At 43.1% G+C, this 22,312-nt stretch carries 22 protein-coding genes; all 22 read right to left on the reverse strand.

The window, feature by feature from the left end; genetic code table 11:
* Positions 1-3 precede the first annotated feature (3 nt).
* The 22 genes from mce to mraZ all read right to left on the reverse strand — a co-directional run bounded on the left by mce (position 4) and on the right by mraZ (position 22,297).
* Positions 4-408: a methylmalonyl-CoA epimerase gene (gene mce, locus J7M13_03080; GenBank protein MCD6362970.1), complete on the reverse strand. Its 405-nt coding sequence runs from the start codon at positions 406-408 to the stop codon at positions 4-6.
* Positions 405-1,358, reverse strand: coding sequence for a methylmalonyl Co-A mutase-associated GTPase MeaB (gene meaB, locus J7M13_03085; protein ID MCD6362971.1), 954 nt, complete (start codon positions 1,356-1,358; stop codon positions 405-407). The genes mce and meaB overlap by 4 nt, the downstream gene beginning before the upstream one ends.
* Positions 1,355-1,753 (reverse strand): cobalamin B12-binding domain-containing protein, encoded by a 399-nt coding sequence (locus J7M13_03090; protein MCD6362972.1) that lies wholly within the window; start codon positions 1,751-1,753, stop codon positions 1,355-1,357. The genes meaB and J7M13_03090 overlap by 4 nt, the downstream gene beginning before the upstream one ends.
* A 23-nt stretch (positions 1,754-1,776) precedes the next feature.
* Positions 1,777-3,462: a methylmalonyl-CoA mutase family protein gene (locus J7M13_03095; protein MCD6362973.1), complete on the reverse strand. Its 1,686-nt coding sequence runs from the start codon at positions 3,460-3,462 to the stop codon at positions 1,777-1,779.
* Between the two features lie 97 nt (positions 3,463-3,559).
* A complete protein-coding gene (locus tag J7M13_03100) occupies positions 3,560-5,002 on the reverse strand; it encodes an RtcB family protein (GenBank protein ID MCD6362974.1) in 1,443 nt (480 codons plus the stop codon).
* An 18-nt stretch (positions 5,003-5,020) separates the two neighbouring features.
* The gene (locus J7M13_03105) at positions 5,021-5,779 is read right to left on the reverse strand and encodes a hypothetical protein (GenBank protein ID MCD6362975.1); all 759 of its coding nucleotides are present in this window, start codon (positions 5,777-5,779) and stop codon (positions 5,021-5,023) included.
* 17 nt (positions 5,780-5,796) lie between these two features.
* Complete coding sequence (locus tag J7M13_03110; protein MCD6362976.1) at positions 5,797-6,321, reverse strand: hypothetical protein; 525 nt, start codon at positions 6,319-6,321, stop codon at positions 5,797-5,799.
* Positions 6,322-6,506: 185 nt separating this feature from the next.
* Positions 6,507-7,604: a cell division protein FtsZ gene (gene ftsZ, locus J7M13_03115; protein MCD6362977.1), complete on the reverse strand. Its 1,098-nt coding sequence runs from the start codon at positions 7,602-7,604 to the stop codon at positions 6,507-6,509.
* Positions 7,605-7,625: 21 nt separating this feature from the next.
* Entirely contained in the window at positions 7,626-8,882 is a 1,257-nt protein-coding gene (ftsA, locus tag J7M13_03120; protein ID MCD6362978.1) for a cell division protein FtsA, read from the reverse strand.
* A complete protein-coding gene (locus tag J7M13_03125; protein MCD6362979.1) occupies positions 8,879-9,589 on the reverse strand; it encodes an FtsQ-type POTRA domain-containing protein in 711 nt (236 codons plus the stop codon). The genes ftsA and J7M13_03125 overlap by 4 nt, the downstream gene beginning before the upstream one ends.
* Complete coding sequence (murB, locus tag J7M13_03130; GenBank protein ID MCD6362980.1) at positions 9,561-10,460, reverse strand: UDP-N-acetylmuramate dehydrogenase; 900 nt, start codon at positions 10,458-10,460, stop codon at positions 9,561-9,563. The genes J7M13_03125 and murB overlap by 29 nt, the downstream gene beginning before the upstream one ends.
* Complete coding sequence (gene murC, locus J7M13_03135; GenBank protein ID MCD6362981.1) at positions 10,457-11,794, reverse strand: UDP-N-acetylmuramate--L-alanine ligase; 1,338 nt, start codon at positions 11,792-11,794, stop codon at positions 10,457-10,459. The genes murB and murC overlap by 4 nt, the downstream gene beginning before the upstream one ends.
* A complete protein-coding gene (murG, locus tag J7M13_03140) occupies positions 11,778-12,845 on the reverse strand; it encodes an undecaprenyldiphospho-muramoylpentapeptide beta-N-acetylglucosaminyltransferase (GenBank protein ID MCD6362982.1) in 1,068 nt (355 codons plus the stop codon). The genes murC and murG overlap by 17 nt, the downstream gene beginning before the upstream one ends.
* Positions 12,842-13,915 carry a putative lipid II flippase FtsW gene (ftsW, locus tag J7M13_03145; GenBank protein MCD6362983.1) on the reverse strand — a complete coding sequence of 358 codons (1,074 nt, stop codon included), beginning with the start codon at positions 13,913-13,915 and terminating at the stop codon, positions 12,842-12,844. The genes murG and ftsW overlap by 4 nt, the downstream gene beginning before the upstream one ends.
* Positions 13,916-13,920: 5 nt before the next feature.
* The gene (gene murD, locus J7M13_03150) at positions 13,921-15,279 is read right to left on the reverse strand and encodes a UDP-N-acetylmuramoyl-L-alanine--D-glutamate ligase (protein ID MCD6362984.1); all 1,359 of its coding nucleotides are present in this window, start codon (positions 15,277-15,279) and stop codon (positions 13,921-13,923) included.
* A gap of 5 nt (positions 15,280-15,284) precedes the next feature.
* Positions 15,285-16,232 (reverse strand): phospho-N-acetylmuramoyl-pentapeptide-transferase, encoded by a 948-nt coding sequence (locus tag J7M13_03155; GenBank protein ID MCD6362985.1) that lies wholly within the window; start codon positions 16,230-16,232, stop codon positions 15,285-15,287.
* Positions 16,205-17,590, reverse strand: coding sequence for a UDP-N-acetylmuramoyl-tripeptide--D-alanyl-D-alanine ligase (gene murF / locus J7M13_03160; GenBank protein MCD6362986.1), 1,386 nt, complete (start codon positions 17,588-17,590; stop codon positions 16,205-16,207). The genes J7M13_03155 and murF overlap by 28 nt, the downstream gene beginning before the upstream one ends.
* Positions 17,587-19,029: a UDP-N-acetylmuramoyl-L-alanyl-D-glutamate--2,6-diaminopimelate ligase gene (locus J7M13_03165; GenBank protein ID MCD6362987.1), complete on the reverse strand. Its 1,443-nt coding sequence runs from the start codon at positions 19,027-19,029 to the stop codon at positions 17,587-17,589. The genes murF and J7M13_03165 overlap by 4 nt, the downstream gene beginning before the upstream one ends.
* Positions 19,026-20,684, reverse strand: coding sequence for a penicillin-binding protein 2 (locus J7M13_03170; GenBank protein ID MCD6362988.1), 1,659 nt, complete (start codon positions 20,682-20,684; stop codon positions 19,026-19,028). The genes J7M13_03165 and J7M13_03170 overlap by 4 nt, the downstream gene beginning before the upstream one ends.
* 4 nt (positions 20,685-20,688) lie before the next feature.
* Positions 20,689-20,988, reverse strand: coding sequence for a hypothetical protein (locus tag J7M13_03175; protein MCD6362989.1), 300 nt, complete (start codon positions 20,986-20,988; stop codon positions 20,689-20,691).
* Complete coding sequence (rsmH, locus tag J7M13_03180) at positions 20,985-21,878, reverse strand: 16S rRNA (cytosine(1402)-N(4))-methyltransferase RsmH (GenBank protein MCD6362990.1); 894 nt, start codon at positions 21,876-21,878, stop codon at positions 20,985-20,987. Before rsmH ends, J7M13_03175 begins: the two co-directional genes overlap by 4 nt.
* Positions 21,869-22,297, reverse strand: a complete 429-nt coding sequence (gene mraZ, locus J7M13_03185; GenBank protein ID MCD6362991.1) for a division/cell wall cluster transcriptional repressor MraZ — start codon at positions 22,295-22,297, stop codon at positions 21,869-21,871. Before mraZ ends, rsmH begins: the two co-directional genes overlap by 10 nt.
* Positions 22,298-22,312 lie beyond the last annotated feature (15 nt).

Genomic DNA, 22,312 nt, shown 5'->3' on the forward strand with positions numbered 1-22,312 from the left:
AATTTACCCCCTCTCACAGATTTCAAGCAAAACTCCGCCTGTAGCCTTCGGATGAAGAAAAGCTATGCGGGCTCCTCCTGCCCCCTTCCTGGGCTTTTCATCTATCAGTCTTATCCCCTTTCCTTTAAGTTCCTCTAAAGCTTCCTCTATATTCTCTACCCTTAGAGCTATGTGGTGAAGACCCTCTCCTCGCTTTTCAATGAACTTAGCTACCGGACCATCTGGAGCCGTAGATTCAAGAAGCTCAATCTCCGTATCCCCAACGGGGAGAAAAGCAGTCTTAACCTTCTGATCAGGAACCTCTTCAACACCTTCACACTTAATTCCGAGAGTCTCCTCGTACAGCTTCAGTGCCTCCGAAATACTTTTAACCGCTATGCCTATGTGATCCACCTTTATAACCTTCATTTTATCTGACCCCCCTTCACAACCTTTCCTATAATTTCACTAACAAGAGCATATGGGTCTATCTCCTTATTAAGGATCTGTTCCACGTACAAATCCAAGGTTTCTCCCCTCAACAATTTTTCCACTCGCTCTCTTATTTTTTCTTCAAGGGCTATCCTGAGCTCCGATTCAACACGCTTCTTCCTTCTTTTTAAGAGCTCTCCACTCTCGCGGAGATAGCGTACGTGACTATCTATCTCCTCTACAAGCTTATCCACACCGGTTCCGTCCTCAGCTATGGTCATAATAACCGGTGGAATCCATTCAGACTCCCCATAACCGAATTCAAGCCAGACCTTTAGTTCCTTGGCAAGCCTATCAGCTCCATCTTTATCCGATTTGTTGACAACAAATATATCACCTATTTCCATTATGCCAGCTTTTATAACCTGAATTTCATCTCCCATACCAGGAACGAGTACAAGTATAACGGTATCAGCGGTCTTAACTATATCTACCTCGTTTTGACCAGCTCCCACCGTCTCTATGATAACGTAGTCGAATCCACAGGCATCAAGAACCTTAGCTACATCAGCGGTAGCTTTCGATAGCCCCCCTAAAGCCCCTCTTGAGCCCATACTCCTTATAAAAACACCCGGATCCGTGGCATGTCGCTGCATTCTAAGCCTATCCCCAAGAAAGGCTCCTCCAGTAAAGGGACTGGAAGGGTCTATAGCTATAACACCTGCTTTTTTGTTCTTTCTTCTTAAATGATATATTAGCTTATCAACGAGCGTGCTTTTTCCCACGCCCGGAGCGCCCGTTATACCCAAATAATAAGCCCTGCCGGTAAAAGGATAGAGCTCCCGCAGGAGCTCTATCCCTTCTTCTCCTCCGCCTTCAACTATTGTTATTATTCTGCCTATGGAAATATGATCTCCGGCAAGAGCCTTTCTAATTAGCTCTCTCACTTCCTAACAGCCTGCCTTAAAAATTCTACCATTCTTGATATGGGCGTTCCGGGACCAAACACTTCCGCTACTCCTATCTCCTTAAGAGCAGGAACATCCTCAGGGGGAATAACCCCACCCGCCACTACTAAGATGTTTTCCGCTCCTTTTTCCTTAAGAAGCTCTATCACCCTTCTACAATAATACTCATGAGCCCCAGAAAGAATACTTAACCCTATAGCATCTACATCCTCCTGAATCGCAGTTTGAACTATTTGCTCTGGAGTTTGCCTCAACCCTGTATAAATTACCTCCATACCCGCATCTCTAAGTCCCCGAGCCACTACCTTTGCTCCCCGATCGTGCCCGTCAAGCCCCGGCTTAGCTATCAAAACTCTTATCTTTTTATCGATCATCTTTATTCTCCCTCCCCGAAAGCTTAAAGGACTATCTTCTCCACATAAACGCCGAAAACATCCCTTAAAACGTCACAGATTTCTCCCTCGGTAGCGTAAGCCTTCACGGCTTCTAAGAAGTAGGGCATAAGATTCACGCTTTCATCTTGAGCGGCTTTTCTCAAATCCTCAAGAACGCTCTTAACTCTGATATTGTCTCTTCTTTGCTTAAGCTCGTGCAGTCTCTTAACCTGCTTTTCCGCTATCGAGGGATCAACCTTAAGGAGCTTAAGCCCGCTTAAATCCTCATCTATCTGGAACTTATTAACCCCAACGACTATCTTCTCACCCTTCTCAACCTCTACCTGATATCTATACGCGCTATCCTGAATCTCCTTTTGCACAAATCCCTTTTCTATTGCCTCTACCATACCACCGAGCTCATCTATCTTCTCAATCAGCTTCATGGCTTCTTTCTCTATTTTGGTGGTCAGCCACTCTATATAATAAGAACCTGCCAATGGATCAACCGTATTTGTTACCCCACTTTCATAGGCTATTATCTGCTGGGTTCTTAGAGCTATGCGAACAGATTCCTCCGTGGGAAGAGCAAGAGCCTCATCATAGGAATTAGTGTGAAGAGATTGCGTACCGCCAAGCACCGCCGCAAGAGCCTGAATAGTAACCCTTATTATGTTATTTAATGGCTGCTGAGCGGTTAAAGTAGACCCTCCCGTTTGAGTATGGAATCTAAGCATCATAGCCCGAGGATTCGTAACTCCAAAACGCTCCTTCATTATCTTAGCCCAGAGTCTCCTCGCAGCTCTAAATTTCGCTATCTCCTCAAGAAAATCATTATGAGCGTTGAAGAAGAAAGATAATCTCTGACCAAATACGTTAGGATCCAGTCCCTTCTTCATCGCAGCCTCGACATAAGCTATACCATCTGCAAGCGTAAAGGCTACCTCCTGAACCGCAGTAGCCCCCGCTTCCCTTATGTGATAACCGCTTATACTTATAGTATTCCATTTAGGCACGTGTTTACTACCAAACTCAAAAATATCGGTTATAAGTCTCATAGAAGGCTTGGGAGGGAATATATAAGTTCCTCTCGCTATATATTCCTTAAGGATATCATTCTGTATAGTACCCCTTAGCTTATCAAACGATACACCTTGCTTCTCAGCAACCGCCATGTACATAGCCCACAAAATTGCAGCCGGTGCGTTTATGGTCATAGAGGTACTAACCTTATCAAGAGGAATCCCATCGAAAAGTATCTCCATATCCTCAAGAGAGTCTATTGCAACCCCCACTTTCCCAACTTCTCCTTGAGCAAGCGGATGATCAGAGTCATAACCTATCTGGGTCGGCAAATCGAAAGCAACACTTAAACCCGTCTGCCCCTGTTCTAACAGATACTTATACCTCTTGTTAGATTCTTCCGCAGTTGCAAAACCGGCGTATTGCCTCATCGTCCAGAATCTGCCTCTGTACATCGTTGGCTGAACGCCACGAGTAAATGGGTAATCGCCAGGAAATCCAAGATCCTCAACATAATCCATCTCGCTTATATCCTCAGGAGTGTAAACGCGCTCAACGGGGATATTAGACCCCGTTTTAAACTCCTCTCTCATCTCAGGCCTCTTAGCAAGGGTCTTATCAAGCACCTTCTCCTTCCATTCCGCCTTTTTCTTCTTTATCTTCTCTATCGCTTCCTCCTTAAACAACCCCTATCCCCCCTTGTAGGTAGCTTTCTAAATAAAACAGTCAATTAAGTTTTCCACGCTGTTGCAAAATAATTTATACCTCCAAAAGGAAAAAGTGTCAACCCTTTATAACTCCCAAAGGCCTAAGTCTCACAACTTTCTTCGAGATACCTGCTTTATCCACTATTTCAACTACTTTGTCTATATCCTTATAGGCCTCTGGAGCCTCTTCATACAAGGTTCCTCTATCCCTTGCTTTGACCTTCACCCCTATTTCAGCAAGCTCTCCGGTCAAATCTCTTCCCCTGAGTCCCCTAACTGCTGCGTGCCTACTCATAACTCTACCAGCCCCATGGCAGGTAGAAGCAAAAGTCTCTTTCTCAGCTCGCTTCGTTCCCAAAAGTACATATGAAGGTGTACCCATACTGCCTGGAATTATGACCGGCTGACCCATATCCCTATAAGGTTCAGGCACGTACCTTGATCCTGGACCAAAGGCTCGCGTCGCTCCCTTCCTGTGAACGCATACCTCTATTTCCTTACCATCCCATACATGCTTTTCTACATGAGCTATATTGTGAGACACATCATAAAGGAGTCTTAGGTAGATATCCTTCCCAAAGGTTTTATAAAAGACGTCCCTTACCCAGTGCGTAATGACCTCCCTATTAGCAAAAGCATAGTTAGTAGCTGCAGACATAGCCTGTATATAATCCTCTCCTTCTTTCGATTTAATTGGAACGCAAGCAAGTTGCTTATCCGGAACGTTTATGCCATAGGATCTCATGCGATTCCTCATAACCCTAACATAGTCATCACATACCTGATGTCCCAGTCCACGGGAACCACAGTGTATCATAACCGTAACGATTCCCTTTTCCAGTCCCCACTTCCGAGCGACATCTTCAAGATACACTTCCTCAACATACTGAACCTCTAAAAAGTGATTTCCTGAACCAAGCGTACCAAGCTGAGGAGCACCTCTTTCTTTCGCCCTTCTGCTCACCTTATCCGGGTTCGCTCTTTTCATTCTTCCTCCTTCCTCGATACACTTAAGATCGCTTTTCTCACCATATCCCATTTCAACTGCCCAATGAGCCCCCATCGTTAAAACATCTTCAAGCTCTCGTGGCTTCAGCTTTATCTTACCTTTACCTCCCACACCACAGGGTATAGCAGAAAAAAGCCTATTTATAAGGACATCTATCCTCGATTCGACTTCTTTTCTCCCCAGCTGACTTACGAGAAGCCTCACTCCACAAGATATATCGTAACCAACCCCTCCTGGTGAAATGACCCCGTCTTCAACTCTCATGGCAGCTACTCCTCCAATGGGGAAACCATATCCCCAGTGAATATCAGGCATACCAAAGGAGTATCCAACTATGCCAGGAAGAGTAGCAACATTAGCAACCTGCTCATAAACCTTCTCTTTTTCTAAGCTTTTCAGCACTTCCCTATCTGCAAAAATCATGCCTGGAACACGCATCCCAGATTTATAATTCTCAGGAAGCAACCATCTAACATCATCGATCTTTTTCAAAATAGATTCTATACCCATTTTTTCGTACCTCCCTTCTTAATTCTCTATCGTTATCCTCCAAGGCGTTTCTTCTCGGTATCTCATATAAATCCCTAAGTCAAGAATCGATTCCCAAGCTTTTATTGAAAAAACTTTTTTCCCCAAGCAGCATATTCCTAATCCTATTTTTTCATCGCCTCGAGATATCAGAGCTTCAAGCCAAGCATTTTTAACTCCATCACTTCTTATACCAATCCCTGAAGCCTTTTTTATTATTCTTAGTCTCTTAGAAATCTCAGAAAGAGAAAGAAAGTCTTCCCTCTCAAAGGGGGTAAAAGGCTTAGGAACAAAGGGAGTTACGGTAGCTATGACCTCCAATCCTCGAAAACGATCTCTCAAACTTCGAATCATTAAGCCTATCTTTTCAGCATTGGCAGGGCTCTCTTCAGGCAAACCGATCATAAAATAAAGCTTGAGTCTCCTAAATCCATGCTTATATATCATGGATATTTTTTCCTCAAGCAAGTCATTTGAAAAATCTTTACCTATACTCCGTCTTAACTCCTCATCTGCCGTTTCAGGAGCAAGTGTAATGGTCCTCTGACCACTCATATTAAGCAAATCCAAGAGTTTTTCGTTTATGCCTTCCACCCTGAACGAACCGAACGAAACCCTTCTATTTTCCTTAAGTAAAAAATCAACAAGGTGATCAAAGTAGGGATAGTCAGTGGCAACGGGGCTCACCAAACCAAGCTTCAAATCCGGCGATAATTTATCAATAAACGCACATATATTGTTAAGCGATCTAAACCTCACTGGTTTATAGCACTGCCTCACAGGACAAAAAAACAGTTCCTTTTACACCCCCTGTTAAGCTCTATAAGTAGCGCTCCCCCAAATTCGTTTAAAGAAGTATAGAGAGGAGCTCCCGAGGAGTAGACGTCTAATTCCTCTATCCATCTTCGGCGTGTACGTTCTTTAATACCTGGAACGAGAACTCCCTCTATGCTTGAAAGTTCTTCAAGCAGCTTTCTCTTCCCACCTTTAGGAGAGGATAAAAATATATCGGCTATCTCCTTTAAGCTTTCCTCTGCTTCACCACAAACTATAAAATCCGCTATAGGAAAGAGAGGTAATGGATTAAGAGAAGCGAAAGCTCCACCTACCCCCACCAGTGGATCCTCTTCTCTCCTCTCTTTCCGTAGAGGAGAAATTCCTCCCTCTTTTAACATAGCTACAAGATTGGGTAAATCCAGCTCATATGAAAGGGAAAACGCTAAAACATCAAACTCAAGAAGGGCTCTCCCCTCCTCAAAGGAGAGAGGGGGAAAGCCCTTCCACTTAAAAAACCTTGACACAAAGATACTCCCTATTTCACTTAAAATTCTGTATACAAATAGGAAACCCAAGTTTGAAATACCAACACTATAAGCATTAGGGTAAATTAAAGCCCATTTAATCTTACCCTGTGGCTTCCAGAAGGAATCAAGCCATCTCTCTTCCCTTTTATATTTAAGAACCTCTTTCCTCCATTCCCAGAGCATTATCTAAGATTTATATCAGCAGATGATCCACTTCCCTCTCTCCTTCTCCTGAGATACGGCGGGATATCTATATCTTCAGAGTCTATAATAGGTCCAAAACTCTCTATATCTATGGGCGCTCTCGTTCTCTTGGGTTTAGAGTCAAAACCTGTAGCTATAACCGTTATCATAACTTCATCGTTCATGTCCTCTTTTATCACGGCTCCAAAGATTATGTTAGCATCTTTATCAGCTACTTTGGTTATAAGATCAGCAGCATCGTGAACTTCCTTAAGGGTTAGATCAACCCCCCCAGAGATATTGAGAAGTATCCCCTTGGCCCCTTCTATTGAACTTTCAAGCAATGGACTTGAGATAGCAGCCTTAGCAGCTTCTAAAGCTCTACTTTCTCCCTTTCCATAGCCAACACCCATAAGGGCAGAACCGGCTTCCTTCATTATCGCTTCAACATCAGCAAAATCAACGTTTATCAAACCAGGAATAGTTATAAGATCAGATATCCCTTGAACTCCCTGTCTTAAAACATCATCAGCCATTCTGAAAGCCTCAAGAAGAGGAGTATTTTTGTCAGCAACATCGAGAAGCTTATCATTAGGTATAACAATAAGTGCATCAACCTTTTCACGAAGAAGATTAATTCCCTCCTCTGCCTGAAGCATTCTCTTACGTCCCTCAAAAAGGAAAGGTTTAGTAACTACCCCTACCGTTAATACACCGAGCTCTTTAGCCACCTCCGCTATTATAGGAGAAGCTCCTGTTCCGGTTCCCCCTCCCATGCCGGCAGTTATAAAGACCATATCCGCTCCCTTAAGAACCTCAGCTATCTTATCCCTATCCTCCTCCGCAGCTTTCTTGCCTATCTCTGGATTTGCTCCTGCTCCGAGCCCTCTCGTAAGCTTGTCTCCTATCTGGAGCTTCACCGGAGCCTTGGAAAGATTCAGAGCCTGAAGATCGGTATTTACAGCTATAAATTTAACACCATTAAGCCCCGCTTCTATCATTCTGTTTAAAGCGTTATTTCCTCCTCCTCCCACCCCTATAACTCGTATTTCCGCACCAATTCTCCTATTCTCCTCGTCCTTAAGTATTTCTATCATCCTTAATCCCCTCCTAAAGGCTTAGAAGAAATCAACAAATATCCTCACTATTTTTTCCCTTAATCTATCTAACCAGCTCCCCCTAAGGGTCGGATTGTTCTTAAAAGTTTTCCCACCAGAAACCCTCTGTTGAAACCCATATCTAACGAGACCCACTGCAGTTGAGAAAATCGGACTCGCAACCATGTCCGATAATCCTCCTACATCGAGCGGTCTACCTATTCGAACTGGGAGATCTAATACTCTTCTCGCTACCTCATCTATGCCTTTGAGCAAAGCCACTCCTCCAGTTATAACCGCTCCCGCAGGAAGATACGCAGAACACTGAGATTTATTGAGCTCTTTTCTAACCAGAATAAACATCTCCTCCACTCTTGCTTCTATAACATCACATAGCTCCCGATGAGGGATATAACCACTACCCTCTCCCTTTCCCGCCGGAGTTTTCAACTCTATATCCAGGCCAGCCTCTGCCATATCCACAGAAGCACATCCATGCTTTATTTTTATATCCTCAGCAACGCTCAAAGGCACTTTAAATACAGTAGCTATATCATTTGTTATGTGATCTCCTCCCACTGGGATAACAGCAGTATGTTTTATATTCCCCTCAAGGAAAACCGCTATGTCAGTCGTACCTCCACCTATATCTATAACCAGAACCCCGAGCTCCCTCTCTGTCGGATAAAGGACAGCTTCTGCGGAGGCAAGTGGTTCTAGCAAAGTTCCCTCAACCTCGACTCCCGCTCTTGCAACACAATTTATAGTACTTTGTATAGAAGTATAAGAACCTAATATTATAAGAACCTCAGCCTCAAGCTTTATGCCAGCCATACCAAGTGGATCCTTAATTCCCCTCTGGCCATCAACTATAAACTCCATAGGAAGTACATGAATAACCCTCTTATCTTGAGGAATAGATACCGCTTGCGCTGCCTCCATAACCCTATTTAGATCCTCTCTCCCTATCTCCCGCGCTTCCCCACTTATCAATGTAACGCCCCTATTACGCATTGTAGATATATGAGAACCAGCAACCCCTATGAACGCACTTGCTATTTGAACCCCCGTTCTTTGAGAAGCCTCTGCTACTGCCCTTTCAACGCTCTTAATGGCACTCTCAAGGTCCACTATTACTCCTTTTCTCATGCCCTGAGCCTTAACAAGGCTGAGCCCCTTTATTTCCAAACCGCCTTCTTCAGTAGGCTCAGCCACAAGAGCACAAATTTTTGTAGTTCCTACATCAAGTCCCACAATCGCGCCCTGCTTTGACCTCATTTACCCCTCTCCCTTACTATAACCATATTTCTAAACCTTAAGTCTATAACCCATTTGCCTTTCCTTGAGGAAAATCTATCTAATACGGCCTTAAGGTTCCTCAGCTTATCTTCTAAACTCCCGCTTCTTGGAAAAATTATTTTAAAGTTTAGAAAAAACACTGTAATATCACTATCGCTTATTTTGAGCTCCTCGATTCTTCCCAAAGAGCGAAGGAGAGAAAGGGCCATTCTCAAATTCTTATCCCCCGTTTTCTTCCCTGGAAACCATGAGATCTTGCCTTCTGGATAAGCTATCTTACATAGATTAGAAAACTTATTAACGAACGGTTCCTTAAGCAAAGGCCATAATAAACCACTTCCGCTAAGCAACCACGTCCCATTTTGGGACTTCACAAGAGCCACAGGAATCTGATCTCGTATCTTAACAACCAAGGTAGACGGTAATTTTCTCTTTATACCAACTACTTTTACGAACCAATTTCTTTCTATCTCCGAAGCGATAGCTCTTCTATTAATCCACCAGATATTCTTTCCCCATGGAATAGAGATAGTGTGTTTAATCAGCTCAACCGAAATCGATGTCCTTCCTTGAATCTCCAAATTCTTAAGAGAGAAAAAGGTCGAGTGAAAGAGGAATATGTATAAACCTATAGCTGACCCCGCAATAAGAAGAACTCTAAATATAAAGCGCGATCTCTGGCTCAAGCTCTATACCAAACTTTTCGCGAACTCTATTTTTTATCAGTTCCATAAGTTGAAGAACATCGCTTGCTTTGGCTCCACCGATATTTATTATGAAGTTTGCGTGACTCTCAGAAACCTTAGCTCCTCCTATAACGAGACCTTTGCATCCCGCTTTTTCTATCAATCTCCCCGCGAAATCACCGGGTGGATTCTTAAATATACATCCAGCGCTTGGGTAAGCGAAGGGCTGTTTTCTCCTTCTCTCCCAAAACGCTCTAATCTTTTTCGCGATATTCGCAGGCGTGGAAGGCTGAAGCTTTAAAACCGCTTTCCATATAAACCATTTTCTTTGCTGAAAAGTAGAATACCTATAGGAAAACTTTACATCATTCCCATTAAGCTCGCTTACTTCCCCATCTTCTTTAACGACAAATATTCTCTCAACAAGGTCTCCTATAGCATGAGAGTTTGCCCCCGCATTGGTCCATATAGCTCCTCCAAGAGATCCTGGAATACCTATAGCAAACTCAAGCCCAGACAACCCCTTTTCTTGGGACAGATTTATTAATCTCTTTAAGGAGGTACCCACTTGCGCTTCCAGCTTACAGCCGTTAAGAAGACGCACACACTGAAAGTTCCCTACTTCCGCAAATTTAAGAACTATACCTCGAAATCCATCATCACCTATTAAGACATTACTTCCTTGGCCAAGGAAGAGAAGCTTAAGCCCCTCCTCGGCCGAGAACGAGATAACCCTTCGCACATCGTCCACATCTTCAGGAATAATCAGGTAATCCGCAGGCCCTCCTATACCTATAGAAGTATGATTACTTAAAGGTTCCTCCCTTAAAACGGTTCCCTTTATCTTACTAAGAAGACGCCTAATCTTCATGAACAACCCTCCTTAAACTCGGCAAATAGGGTTTCTCCAATCTTATACACATCACCCGCTCCCATTGTAAGAAAAAGGTCTCCTCTTTTCAGCTCACTCTTTAAAGCCTCTTTAGCTTGATCAAGTGTTTTGAAGAAAAAAACAGCGTCCTTTCTCTTTTGGAACAAAACTTCGTAGATCAATCTTCCACTTACGCCTTCTATGGGCGTTTCCGCAGCGGGATATATCTCGGTTATTCCAATCCAGTCAGCGAGCTTCAAGGAATTCGCTATTTCTCCATACATGCGAGCAGTGCGTGAGTAGCGATGAGGCTGAAAAAGCACTACCAATCTTTTCTTCCCTTCCATTGAGCGAATCGTCTCCAGGACCGCCTTTATCTCCGTAGGGTGATGAGCGTAATCATCCATAAAGACTATTCCCTGAGCTTCCCCTATAACTTCCATTCTCCTCTTAACTCCATTAAACTCCGCAAGAGACTGTGCAACCATATCCACATTCAAACCTATAGCTTTACTTAACGCTACTATACCTAAAGCATTATAAAGATTATGCTTTCCCACAACCTTCAGTCTTAAATCCCCATACCCTTCTATACGCAGAGATGAAAGATCAATAACTCTACCTCTAATCATGCCATAATCAAATCCATAAGACAACCCTTCCAAGTCCATATTTCCGATAACGGGATCATCCGCGTTAAATACGACGACTTCTGCGAGGCTTGCGAGCTCCTTAACCTTATTCTTAAGTTCATTAAAATCAGCGTAATGCTCCATATGTTCTTCTTCAAGATTCGTGATTAACAAGCAATAAAGACGGGGTAATTTAAGAAAACTTCCATCGCTTTCATCTATCTCAGCAATGAAGAAATCTCCCTTTCCCCATCTATAATTGCCACCTATATAGGGATAATCTCCACCAACCACTCCCACAGGGTCTAACCCCACATCGCTTAGAGCCTTAATTGCCATAGCAGATGTGGTTGTCTTACCATGCGTTCCGGTAATGCCTATACCCTTATATGGCCTCATCAGCATTCCAAGAAGATCCGCTCTATGCATAACTTTAAGACCTCTTCTTAAAGCTTCTCTGAGCTCCGGATTTTCCCCGCTTATGGCCGAAGAATAAACAACATATGTTGCCCCATTTAGGTTAGAAGGATCGTGCCTACGAAATACCTTAACGCCTCTTTCAAGCAAACGATTAATGAAAACCGATTCTCCTATATCAGAACCAGATACCTCAACCCCCATTTCAAGCAAGAGAAATGCCAAAGCGCTCATTCCAACCCCACCAATTCCTATGAAGTGATATTTATCATCCAATCTGAGCAAGCTCCAAAACCACCTTCCCAACGCGCTCTGAGGCATCTTTTCCCCTCGCAGAGCCCTTTGAAAGCCCCGTTTTAAGAATTTCCAAGATCTTAGCAGAAGTAAGTTCGCTATCCTCAACGACCACTGCCTGTCCCTCTTGCTCTAAAAGCTTTGCATTATACCATTGATGATTACCTGTACTGTACGGATATGGAACTAAAATAGCAGGCAAACCAAGGGCTCTCAGCTCAGCTACCGTGCTCGCGCCAGCTCGAGACAAGACGAGATCAGCAGCTCCATAAGCTTTCTCCATGTGCTCCAGATACGGAAGAATAACGATAGATCTAAAACCCACGCTCTTTACTTCCCTCATGACTCTGGAAAAGTCCTGCTTACCAGTTATAAGAAGGATACCCCAATCCCTAAGCGTTCGTTCCCATTCTTCTCTCTTGCTGATAAGATCAACGATAACATCATTGATCTTTCTCGCTCCCAAGCTTCCCCCAAATACAAGTAGAATCTTTTTATCCCTATTGAATCCCCATACGCTCTTAAGGCTTCCAGGGACAACGCTTAAAACGGACCTTCTAACGGGATTTCCGGTAATATGACATTTCTTCCTCATCCATCGAGGAAGAAAATCTAAAGTTTTCTCATAGGAAAGAGTTATCTTACTCGCAAAAATCGACAAAATTCGCGTTGAGAGCCCAGGCTTCACATCCTGCTCGTGGATCAAGACGGGAATCCCGTAAAATTTCGCAGATAAAACCGCAGGAACTTGCCCATACCCTCCCATTCCAATGATCACCCGAGGCTTAAGTCTACTTATTAAAGACATGCTTCTAAAGGTAACCACACATATCTTAATAGATCTCCTGAAATTTTCAAGCGTGAATCTTCTATAGAATCCTCTGTATGAAAACTCCTCACATTTATATCCATGATTCCTAATAATTTCTCCCTCTCCTCTATCGGAGGTCATAAAGAAGACCTCGACGCTCCTCTCCCTCAGGAAATCTGCCAAGGCTATCGCAGGATAAATATGTCCTCCCGTCCCAGCTGCAGCAATCAAAACTCTGATCCTTCCTCTCCCCCTACTTTAGAAGCTATGTTAAGCAGTATTCCAACACATGAGAGACTTACAACCATTGAAGTTCCTCCATAACTAACGAAGGGTAATGGTATACCCGTAGAAGGAATAAAGTTCGTCACCCCACCTAAATTAATAAGAGCCTGAAGCAGTATAAGAAAGGTTATACCCATGCCAAGAAGCTTGCCAAAACAGGTTGGCGCCCGCTTAGATATAGAAAAAGAAGCCCATCCTAAAGCCATGTAAAGTACCAAAACTGCAATGCTTCCAAGGAAGCCAAGCTCTTCTCCTATAACCGCGAAGATGAAGTCCGTATGGGGAGCTGGAAGATAGTAAAACTTTTGCAATCCCCTTCCCAAACCAACCCCCCAGAAACCACCTACACCAAAGGCAAGCAAAGCCTGAATTATCTGATATCCAAAACCATGAGGTGCAGCCCAAGGATTTAAAAAAGCCAATATTCTTTCCCTTCGATATGGCTCGATCCATATGAATAAAGCGCCCAGAGCTATTAGAAGAAGTAGAACTTTCACTATTCTCATGGTTTTCATGCCACCAACCCACCATAGCATTACCCCAACCCCTATTATCACTACCGCTGTCCCCATGTCGGGTTGAGCCAGAAGCAAAGCCGCAGTTCCAAAGGTTAACAGCGCAAGAGGGAGGAAACCTCTTCCAAAATCATCGAGCAAATTCCTCTTTCTACATAGGAAAGAAGCCGTATAGATTATCATTGAAAGCTTTAAGAGCTCCGCAGGTTGAAAAGCGAAGCCAGGTGCAATTCTTATCCACCTACTGGCTCCTCCTCCTCTCACTCCTATGCCCTTGAGAAAAACCATCAAAAGAAGCACCAGTGAGCCGAAAAAGATAGGCTTACTTAGCCTGAAGAATACCTCATAATCGACCTTCCTTAAAACCAACAAGACCCCAAAACCTAAAAGTATAGAAAGAATATGCTTTCTGAACAGGAATAAACCTTCTCCTCCTTTGTATCCCGGAGGAGCGGTAGAACTAAGAACCTCAAGCGTACCAATAGCTATTAGAATCAACACGCTTCCTATAAGGAACTTTGTTGAAGCTTCAACACTTCTCGTTTAAAGACCCTCCCCCTTTCCTCAAAGTTCGAAAACATGTCAAAACTCGCACACGCGGGAGAAAGAAGCACACAATCCCCCTTTTTTGCCAAGTTCCTGGCAGTTTCAACGGCTTCTTTCATACTTGAGACACTCACTATATTCTCTTCCTTAAATCCTTCTTTCAACGCTGCCTCTCTTATAAGGGGACCATCTTCTCCGAGAACTATGAGAAATCTAACCTTTTCCACTATCCTTCTCGCGAGCTTATCATACCCAGCTCGCTTTCCTCTGCCACCCGCTATAAGTATGATGGGCTCTTTGAAAGAATCCAAAGCCATGAGCGTAGAAACAACATTAGTTCCTTTGGAATCGTTTATATACTTCACGCCATCTATTTCAGCTACAAATTCCATTCTATGTTCAAGTCCTTTAAACTCCCTTAAGACATCCGCTATCGCCTTCGGAGAAGCTCCGGCTTGAAACGCCATTCCAGAAGCACAAAGAGAGTTTTCAAGATTATGAGGACCCTTAAGCTTAATCTCATTCACTCCTATAATGTCCATACCTAAGACGATCATCCTTCCATTTTCAACACCTGCTCCTTCCAGAGGAATTCCTTCTCTATCGAAGAAATATCTGCGTGAGATAAAGCGAGCTTCACGAAGTGCCCTATCGTGAGCGTTAACCCAAATTGTGTCGTCTTCCCTCTGGTTCATAGCTATTCTAAGCTTAGCATTAACATAACTATCCATCGTTTTATGTCTATCAAGATGATCAGGAGTCAAATTCAAGATCGCTCCTATCCTTGGGCGAAACTTATATATCGTTTCGAGCTGATAGCTCGAAACCTCAAGAACAAAACAGTCTACCTCCTTATTCTCCAGTATCGCCTTAGAAAATGGATATCCTATGTTTCCCGCAAGAACAGATTTAAGTCCCGACTTAAGGAGCATTCTATGAAGCAAATTAACCGTGGTGCTTTTCCCATTCGTGCCTGTTATAGCGTATATCGGAACCTTGACAAACCAAGAAGCAACTTCTATCTCACTATATACTGGAATTCCTTGCTTTTTCGCCTCAAGGAGAATCGGAATATCAAGCGCAACTCCAGGACTGACCACTATAAAGTCTGAGTTTAAAACGCGCTCACTATGTTCTCCAAACTCAAATGATATATCAAGCCTTTTGAGTTCCTCTACCGCCTCCTTTTTCTCATCAGCGGGGGAAATTTCACTAACGAAAACTTGCGCTCCCTTCAGCTTAAGTAAAGCAGAAACAGCAAGCCCGCTACGAGAAGCTCCTACCACCGATACCTTTCTTCCACAGAGAGAATCAAACATGATCATCACCCTATCTTATAAAGAATCAAGCCCAAACTGGAAAGCAATCCTTCAATTCCCCAGAAAAATTTCACAACCTTAGGCTCATCCCAGCCCTTTAACTCAAAGTGATGATGAAGAGGGCTCATCAGAAAGACCCTCTTTCTTCTCGTTTTGTAACTAACCACCTGAATTATCACGCTAAGAGTGTCTATAAGGAATATTCCACATATGAACGGCATAAGCATTTCTACTTTCAGAATTACGCTAACTCCTGCTATAAAGCCTCCTAGAAACATAGCACCGGTATCTCCCATAAACATTCTGGCAGGATAACGATTATAGTAAAGGAAACCCATTACCGCTCCTATAATGGCTAAAGTTAAAACTGCTACATCTTTTTCATCCCGCCACAGCGCTATTAAGAAAAGAGAGAAAAGAGCTATAGCAGAGCTCCCAGAAGCCAAACCATCAAGACCATCCGTAATGTTAACCGCGTTCATAGAAGCAACAAATAGGAAAACAACAAAAATAGCATAGAAAGTCGAGAACTCTACACTCGATATGAAGGGAAACCATACACGCGAATCATATAGATCAAGCTTGAAAAGAAGAAGGACTATAAGGAAAGCTACACCAATTTGCAGGATGAACTTATTCCTCGCCCTCAGCCCTCTATCACCAACCTTAAGCTTGTTTATATCATCTATAAGCCCTACTAAAGCGCAGAGACTCGAGGAGAGCATGATAAATGCTATTTCCCTTGAAATTTTCTCTGAGAGGAGAAATGCTGATATGAAGAAAGAAAATAGTATAACGATACCCCCCATTGTCGGAGTACCCCATTTCTCCATATGCCTCTTAGGTCCATCATCTCTTATCGGCTGAAAGACACGCACTTTTCTAAGTAAAATCAACACGGGATAGCCCAAAAGCAGGGCTAAACTCAGCGAGAGCAGGAAAGCTCCAAGCACCTTTTAACCTCCTTAAATATTTCATCAAAACCACATGCTCTTGAAGCCTTAAAAAGGACGATATCTCCCTGCGAAATCTCATCTTTGAGAAAATCTGCAAGCAGCTCGCGAGAACCAAATTTTACAATCTGATCTGCTCCCATGCCAGCGCTTAAAGCTCCATTGGCATAATCATCTGCATATTTTCCAAGAGCGAGAAGAAGATCCACCTCGGATTCAGCGACTTGTCTACCAACCTCAAAGTGCGCCTGGTGAGAATAATCTCCCAACTCGAGCATATCTCCCAAAACCGCTATTTTTCTACCCTTGAAGCGAGATAGATAATCTATAGCCTCCTTCATCGAAAATGGATTCGCATTATAAGCATCGTTTATCAAAATCACGCCATTATTCAAATTATGCGTTTCAAGCCTCATAGGAGGAAGCCTAAATGAGCCCGCCAGCTCACGTATCTCATCAAAAGGGACTTCTAAAAGCAAAGCAACGCTTAAAGCTCCAAGAATGTTATAAACATTATGCTTTCCAGGGATCTTTAAGTTTATCCTTCCAAGCTTCTTCCCGCGAAAGCTTATAGCAAAGGATATTTCCTCCCTAAGAATCGCCAAGTCAATTGCTCTGCAATCTCCCATCTCTATTCCAAAAAGAAGCTTTCTTTCCCATCTATCGTTCAAAAAACGGCAGTTTTTATCATCAGCGTTAAAAACAAGATAAGCTTTTTCTCGCAATCCCCCTACGATCTCCGCTTTTGCTTCCTTCAACTCCTCAAAGGAAGCAAAATTCCCTATATGAACCGGTCTGATGTTAGTGATAACCCCAATATCGAGAGGGGCAATACTTACCAGTTTAGATATTTCACCCCGATGATTCATTCCCAATTCCAGAGCGATGATCTCTGTATCCTCTGGTGCGTTAAGTATCGTAAGAGATATGCCAACCTCAGTATTATAGCTTTTGGGGGAAGAGTGAACCAAATATCTCCCGCTTAAAAAATGCCTTATAGCATTCTTCGTCGTGGTTTTACCACAGCTTCCCGTAACTCCTACAGTTTTGGCACTCAACCTACTTAACTTGATCTTAGCAAGGGACTTTAATGCATTAAAGGTGTCATTCACCGTTATAATGGGCAGTTCCTCTTCCCAAGCGAACCGAGAGACATTAACCACAGCAGCTATAGCTCCTCTATCAAGGGCATCTTTAACGAAATCATGCCCATCAAGCTTACTTCCTTTAAGCGCAAAGAATATGTACCCCTCTTTTGCATCCCTTGAATCCGTGCAGAAACCCTTTACCTCATAACTGAGGTCAACATTCCCTCTGTATCCCGCCCTTAATCCTTTTATTATTTCAGAAACTTTCAACCCATTATCTCCTCCACAACCTCTCTGTCAGAAAAGTGCCTTCTTTTTCCTCGGATCTCAAAGTAATCTTCATGCCCCTTACCTGTTATTAACACTACATCTTTAGAAGAAGCCTCCTCTATAGCTCTCTCTATAGCCCGCTTTCTATTCAAGACGATTTCATACCTTCCTTTTACCTCCTCACATCCCTTCGCTATTTGATGCGCTATCTCCAGTGGATTTTCCCATCGAGCGTTATCGGAAGTTATAAAAACCTTATAGGCTATAGATCCAGCTATTCTACCCATGGCTGGGCGATTCCCAGCATACCTATTTCCCCCAAGCCCAAACACGCTGAAAATACGCCTCGGCTTGAGCTTCTTAACTGTGTACAACACATTCTTGAGTGCATCAGGAGTATGAGCATAATCAACGATAACTATGGGAAATCCCTTCCTCTTAAAGACCTCCATTCTTCCTGGTACGCCACGAATGCTCTCTATGCCTCGCTTTATGATCTCAAGATCAATCCCTTTGGCTATTCCAAAGGAAACCGCAGCCAGTATGTTATAAACGTTAAACTGTCCTATTAGTTCGCTATTTATTTTCAGAATCCCAGATGACGTCGCTATCTTTAAGCTCATACCATCTACCCTAAGACTACTCTCAATAAGCTTAATATCTGCTTCTGATACCTTTACTCCATACGATATCACCGGAACTGAGGAAGCACTCTTAAAATAAGAGTAATTTTCATCATCAGCGTTAAGAATCGCCACATCTTTCAACCTTCTGAACAGCTTTGCCTTAGCCTCTCTATAACTTTCAAACGTGCCGTGGAAATCAAGATGCTCCGGAGTAATATTAGTAAGAACTCCTATATTAAACTCTATAGCATCAACTCTATGAAGCTCCAATGAGTGAGAGGAAATTTCCATAACCAAGCTATCACTTCCAGCAAGGACTCCCTCTCTGATAAACTCCATTATATCCGGTCCCTCAGGCGTAGTTCTTGAGGCGGGGATAGTTTTGGCTCCAAAGCTATAGAGGATGGTTCCAAAAAGCATAGGTTTGTACCCAGCATTCTCCAAGATGGATCTGATCAGAAAGGTAGTCGTCGTTTTCCCGTTGGTTCCAGTTATACCAACATTAAACGTTTTCTCAGCGGGATTTCCATAGATCCATGATGCTACGAATGACAGGACTTTTCTAACAGATTCAACCCTAAGCTGCGTTATACTCGAGTCGCAAAACCTTTCTACTAAGGCAGCTACTGCCCCGTTCATTTTCGCATCGTTTATATAGAGATGTCCATCTGTGGAAAAACCAGGAACACATGCGAAAAGGTAGCCACTTTTTACTTTCCTCGAGTCGTATGTTATTCCAGTGATATCAGCATCAAGCCCCTCACCTTTAACTTCGACATCCCTTAGTCTATTTACAATCTCGCTTAACTTCAATCTCCCACCTCCAAGCCATATAGCTTAGCTAAAACCTGCCCCACCTTTGAAAAAACGGGGGCAGCTACCTCTCCACCATAGTATTTACCAGCAGAAGGAGCCTCTATAACCACAAGTATTACCCAACGAGGATTCTCAGCAGGCATGTATCCCAAAAATAGAGAAAGATATTTTCCCTTCTCATATCCTCCTTTTCCAGGTATCTGAGCAGTACCGGTTTTACCCGCCACCTTGATTCCAGGAATTGCTGCCTTCTTTCCCGTTCCTTTTTCTACAACTTCCACTAACATCTTTTTCATCATCTTAGCCGTATCCGAAGATATGACCTTTCTTACTATCCTAACGCGAGCTTTATAAACCACCTTATCATCGCTTCTTAACTCCTTCACCACGAAGGGTTTGAGCAAAACACCATTATTGGCTATAGCTCCCATGGCAGAAGCAAGCTGTATTGCAGTAACCGAGATACCCTGACCTATGGCTATTACAGCTCTCGTTAAACCATACCATTTATCCGGCTCCCTCAATAATCCCTTCTCCTCACCAGGTAGATCTATTCCAGTATAATCTCCAAAACCAAAGCCCCTCAAATATTCGTATATAATCTCAGCTGGCATTTTTAATGCAAGGGTTATCATTCCAACATTACATGATTCTCTTATAACGCCGGTTAGATCCAGCAAACCGTGAGCATGAACATCTCTCACACGCTTACCAGCGTAAACTATGTATCCCGGGCACTTAAACCTCATAGAAGGATATGCAAGCCCCTCCTCCAAAGCCGCTGAAGCGAGAAATGGTTTTAGGGTAGATCCTGGCTCAAATATCCAAGAAATAGCACGATTTCTTTCTCGTGAAGGGGGGTAAACCGCCATTGCCTTAACCTCACCAGTTTTAGCTCCAAGAACTATTAAGCACCCTCCTTTAGCCCTATTTCTAAGCACGCTTTTTTCCAGAATATCCTCACAAAACACCTGAAGCCTTGAATCGAGCGTTAGAAACAGCTCTCTCTTCGAGGATTTTATAGGAAGCTCAAGTAGCTTTTCATCGGGTATAGTTCCTCCTCCAGCGTCCCTTCTCAGAAATATGTCTTTTCTTCCTCCCTTTAGAAAATCATCGTACACATATTCTACGCCTGCAAGACCTTGATCATCTATGCCCGTAAATCCCAAAACTGCAGAAGCAAGCTTCCCGTTAGGGTAAAATCTTCTATCTTCTTCCACAAAACCAAAGCATCTAAGCTTAAGCCTTTTTAGCTCTGCTCTTATCCTTTGAGCTTCCTCCTTGGGCATACGCCTTTTAATCCACACGAAGTGGTTTCCTTTCCCTATTCTCTTTTCAAGATTCTTAAGTGAAACCGAAAGAAGAGAAGCAACCTTTTTAAGCTTCTCTTCGCTGAGCTGCCCCCCAGCGGGAAAATAATAAATAGAATAACTCGGCACGCTCAAAGCAAGAAGCCTACCTCTCACATCAAGAATTTCTCCCCTTCGGGGGGAGAAAACTACAACGGCATTATGCTCCTTCCAAGCATAAGACCTTAGCTTATCTGCCTCTACTATCTGAAGGGTAAAAAGATGTGCTCCTATTATTCCAAAAGCAAAAAATAGAAGCAGTAATAAGACAATACCCCTTTTTACTATAGATCTATCATCCATCGAGCTATCTCAAAAGTGTGAAAGCTTCCGCTTTTATAAGGTCCTTAACCTCTCTATCGATATCTATAAACATCACTTTTTTAGGAAAATCAAAGCCGTTTTTTCTAGCATAATCTCGAATCCTTTCTATAGAGGTAAGCTCGCTGAGCTTTAGAAGCAGATCTTGACGCTCATTTGCGAGCCTATCTAATCTCTTTTGTAGAAAATCAACCTCATATCCGGCCTTAAGACTCATTATTTGAAAGAAGACGACCCCTATTCCTCCTAAGATAAAGACGAGAAAAATTACCCTGATCCACCTCATCTCGCTATCCTCCTTATAGCCCTTAACCGAGCGCTTCGCGAGCGCGGGTTCCGGGCAATCTCCTCGCGACAAGGACGTAAAGCTTTCTTAAATATGGGTTCTGCCTTCCCAGCATCGCACAGCTCTCTAAAATAGTGTTTAACTATCCTATCTTCAAGAGAATGATATGAAATCACACAAATTACTCCCCCAATTTTTAAGACCTCAAAAGCTTCTTTTAAGCCCTCTGTGAGAGATCTTAATTCATCATTAACCGCTATTCTCAACGCCTGAAATACCCTTCTTGCAGGATGCTTACCCATTTTTCTCTGCACCGGCTTTGGTAAAGCTCTTCTTATGATACCAACGAGCTCTAATGTGCTCCTTATCTCTCCTTTTTTTCTATGATCAACTATAGCCTTCGCTATTAAACGGGCATTTCTCTCCTCCCCATAAACCTTAAATATGTATGAAAGCTCCTCTAAGCTCATTCTATTCACAAGATCCCTGGCTTTAATCTTCCCATCCTCTCCCATTCTCATATCAAGCGGTCCATCCATCATAAAACTGAAGCCTCTTTCCTCATCCTCAAGCTGTAAAGACGAAACACCCAGATCAAAAAGCACTCCATCTACACTCTTAACCTTTAGCGACTCTAAAACGCTTTTTATATCTCTGAAGTTAGCTCTCACGAGCTTCACACCCTTTTCCCCAAGAACCTTTCTCGCGATTTCAAGCGCCTTCTTATCTCTATCCAACCCTATTACCATACCACCCGGTAAGATTCGTTCCCATATCGCTTTAGCATGTCCTCCCAGCCCCACAGTAGCGTCCACATAGATTTCCCCAGGATTTGGTTCAAATGCCTTTAAAACCTCATTAAGCATAACAGGTGTATGAATCAAGCAAATATCTCCTCCGCCACTTCCTCAAACTTTGGGAGTACATCCTTTTCATACGTGATCCATCTATCCTTAGCCCAGATCTCTATTCTATTTCCAACGCCTATTATAGCGACTTCCTTTTCCAGCTTTGCATACTCTCGGAGCATCGATGGAATTTGAATTCTCCCCTGGGAATCTAAATTTACCATCGAAGCCCCAGCCATAAGCATTCTTAAGAATGCTCTTACTTCTTTCTTAGTAAAGGAAAGAGAATTAAAACTCTCGAGAACCCCCTGCCATTCTTCCAAAGGGAAAAGAAACAGGCACTTATCGAGCCCCCGTGTCAAAACTGCCTGTTTCCCAAGGCTCTCTCTCATATTGGAAGGGATAAAGACCCTCCCCTTATTATCCACATTGAAGAAATAAGTTCCCACAAAGGTTTTCACCACTTCTCACCACTT

This window comes from Synergistota bacterium (assembly GCA_021159885.1).
Taxonomy (GTDB): Bacteria; Synergistota; GBS-1; order GBS-1; family GBS-1; genus AUK310.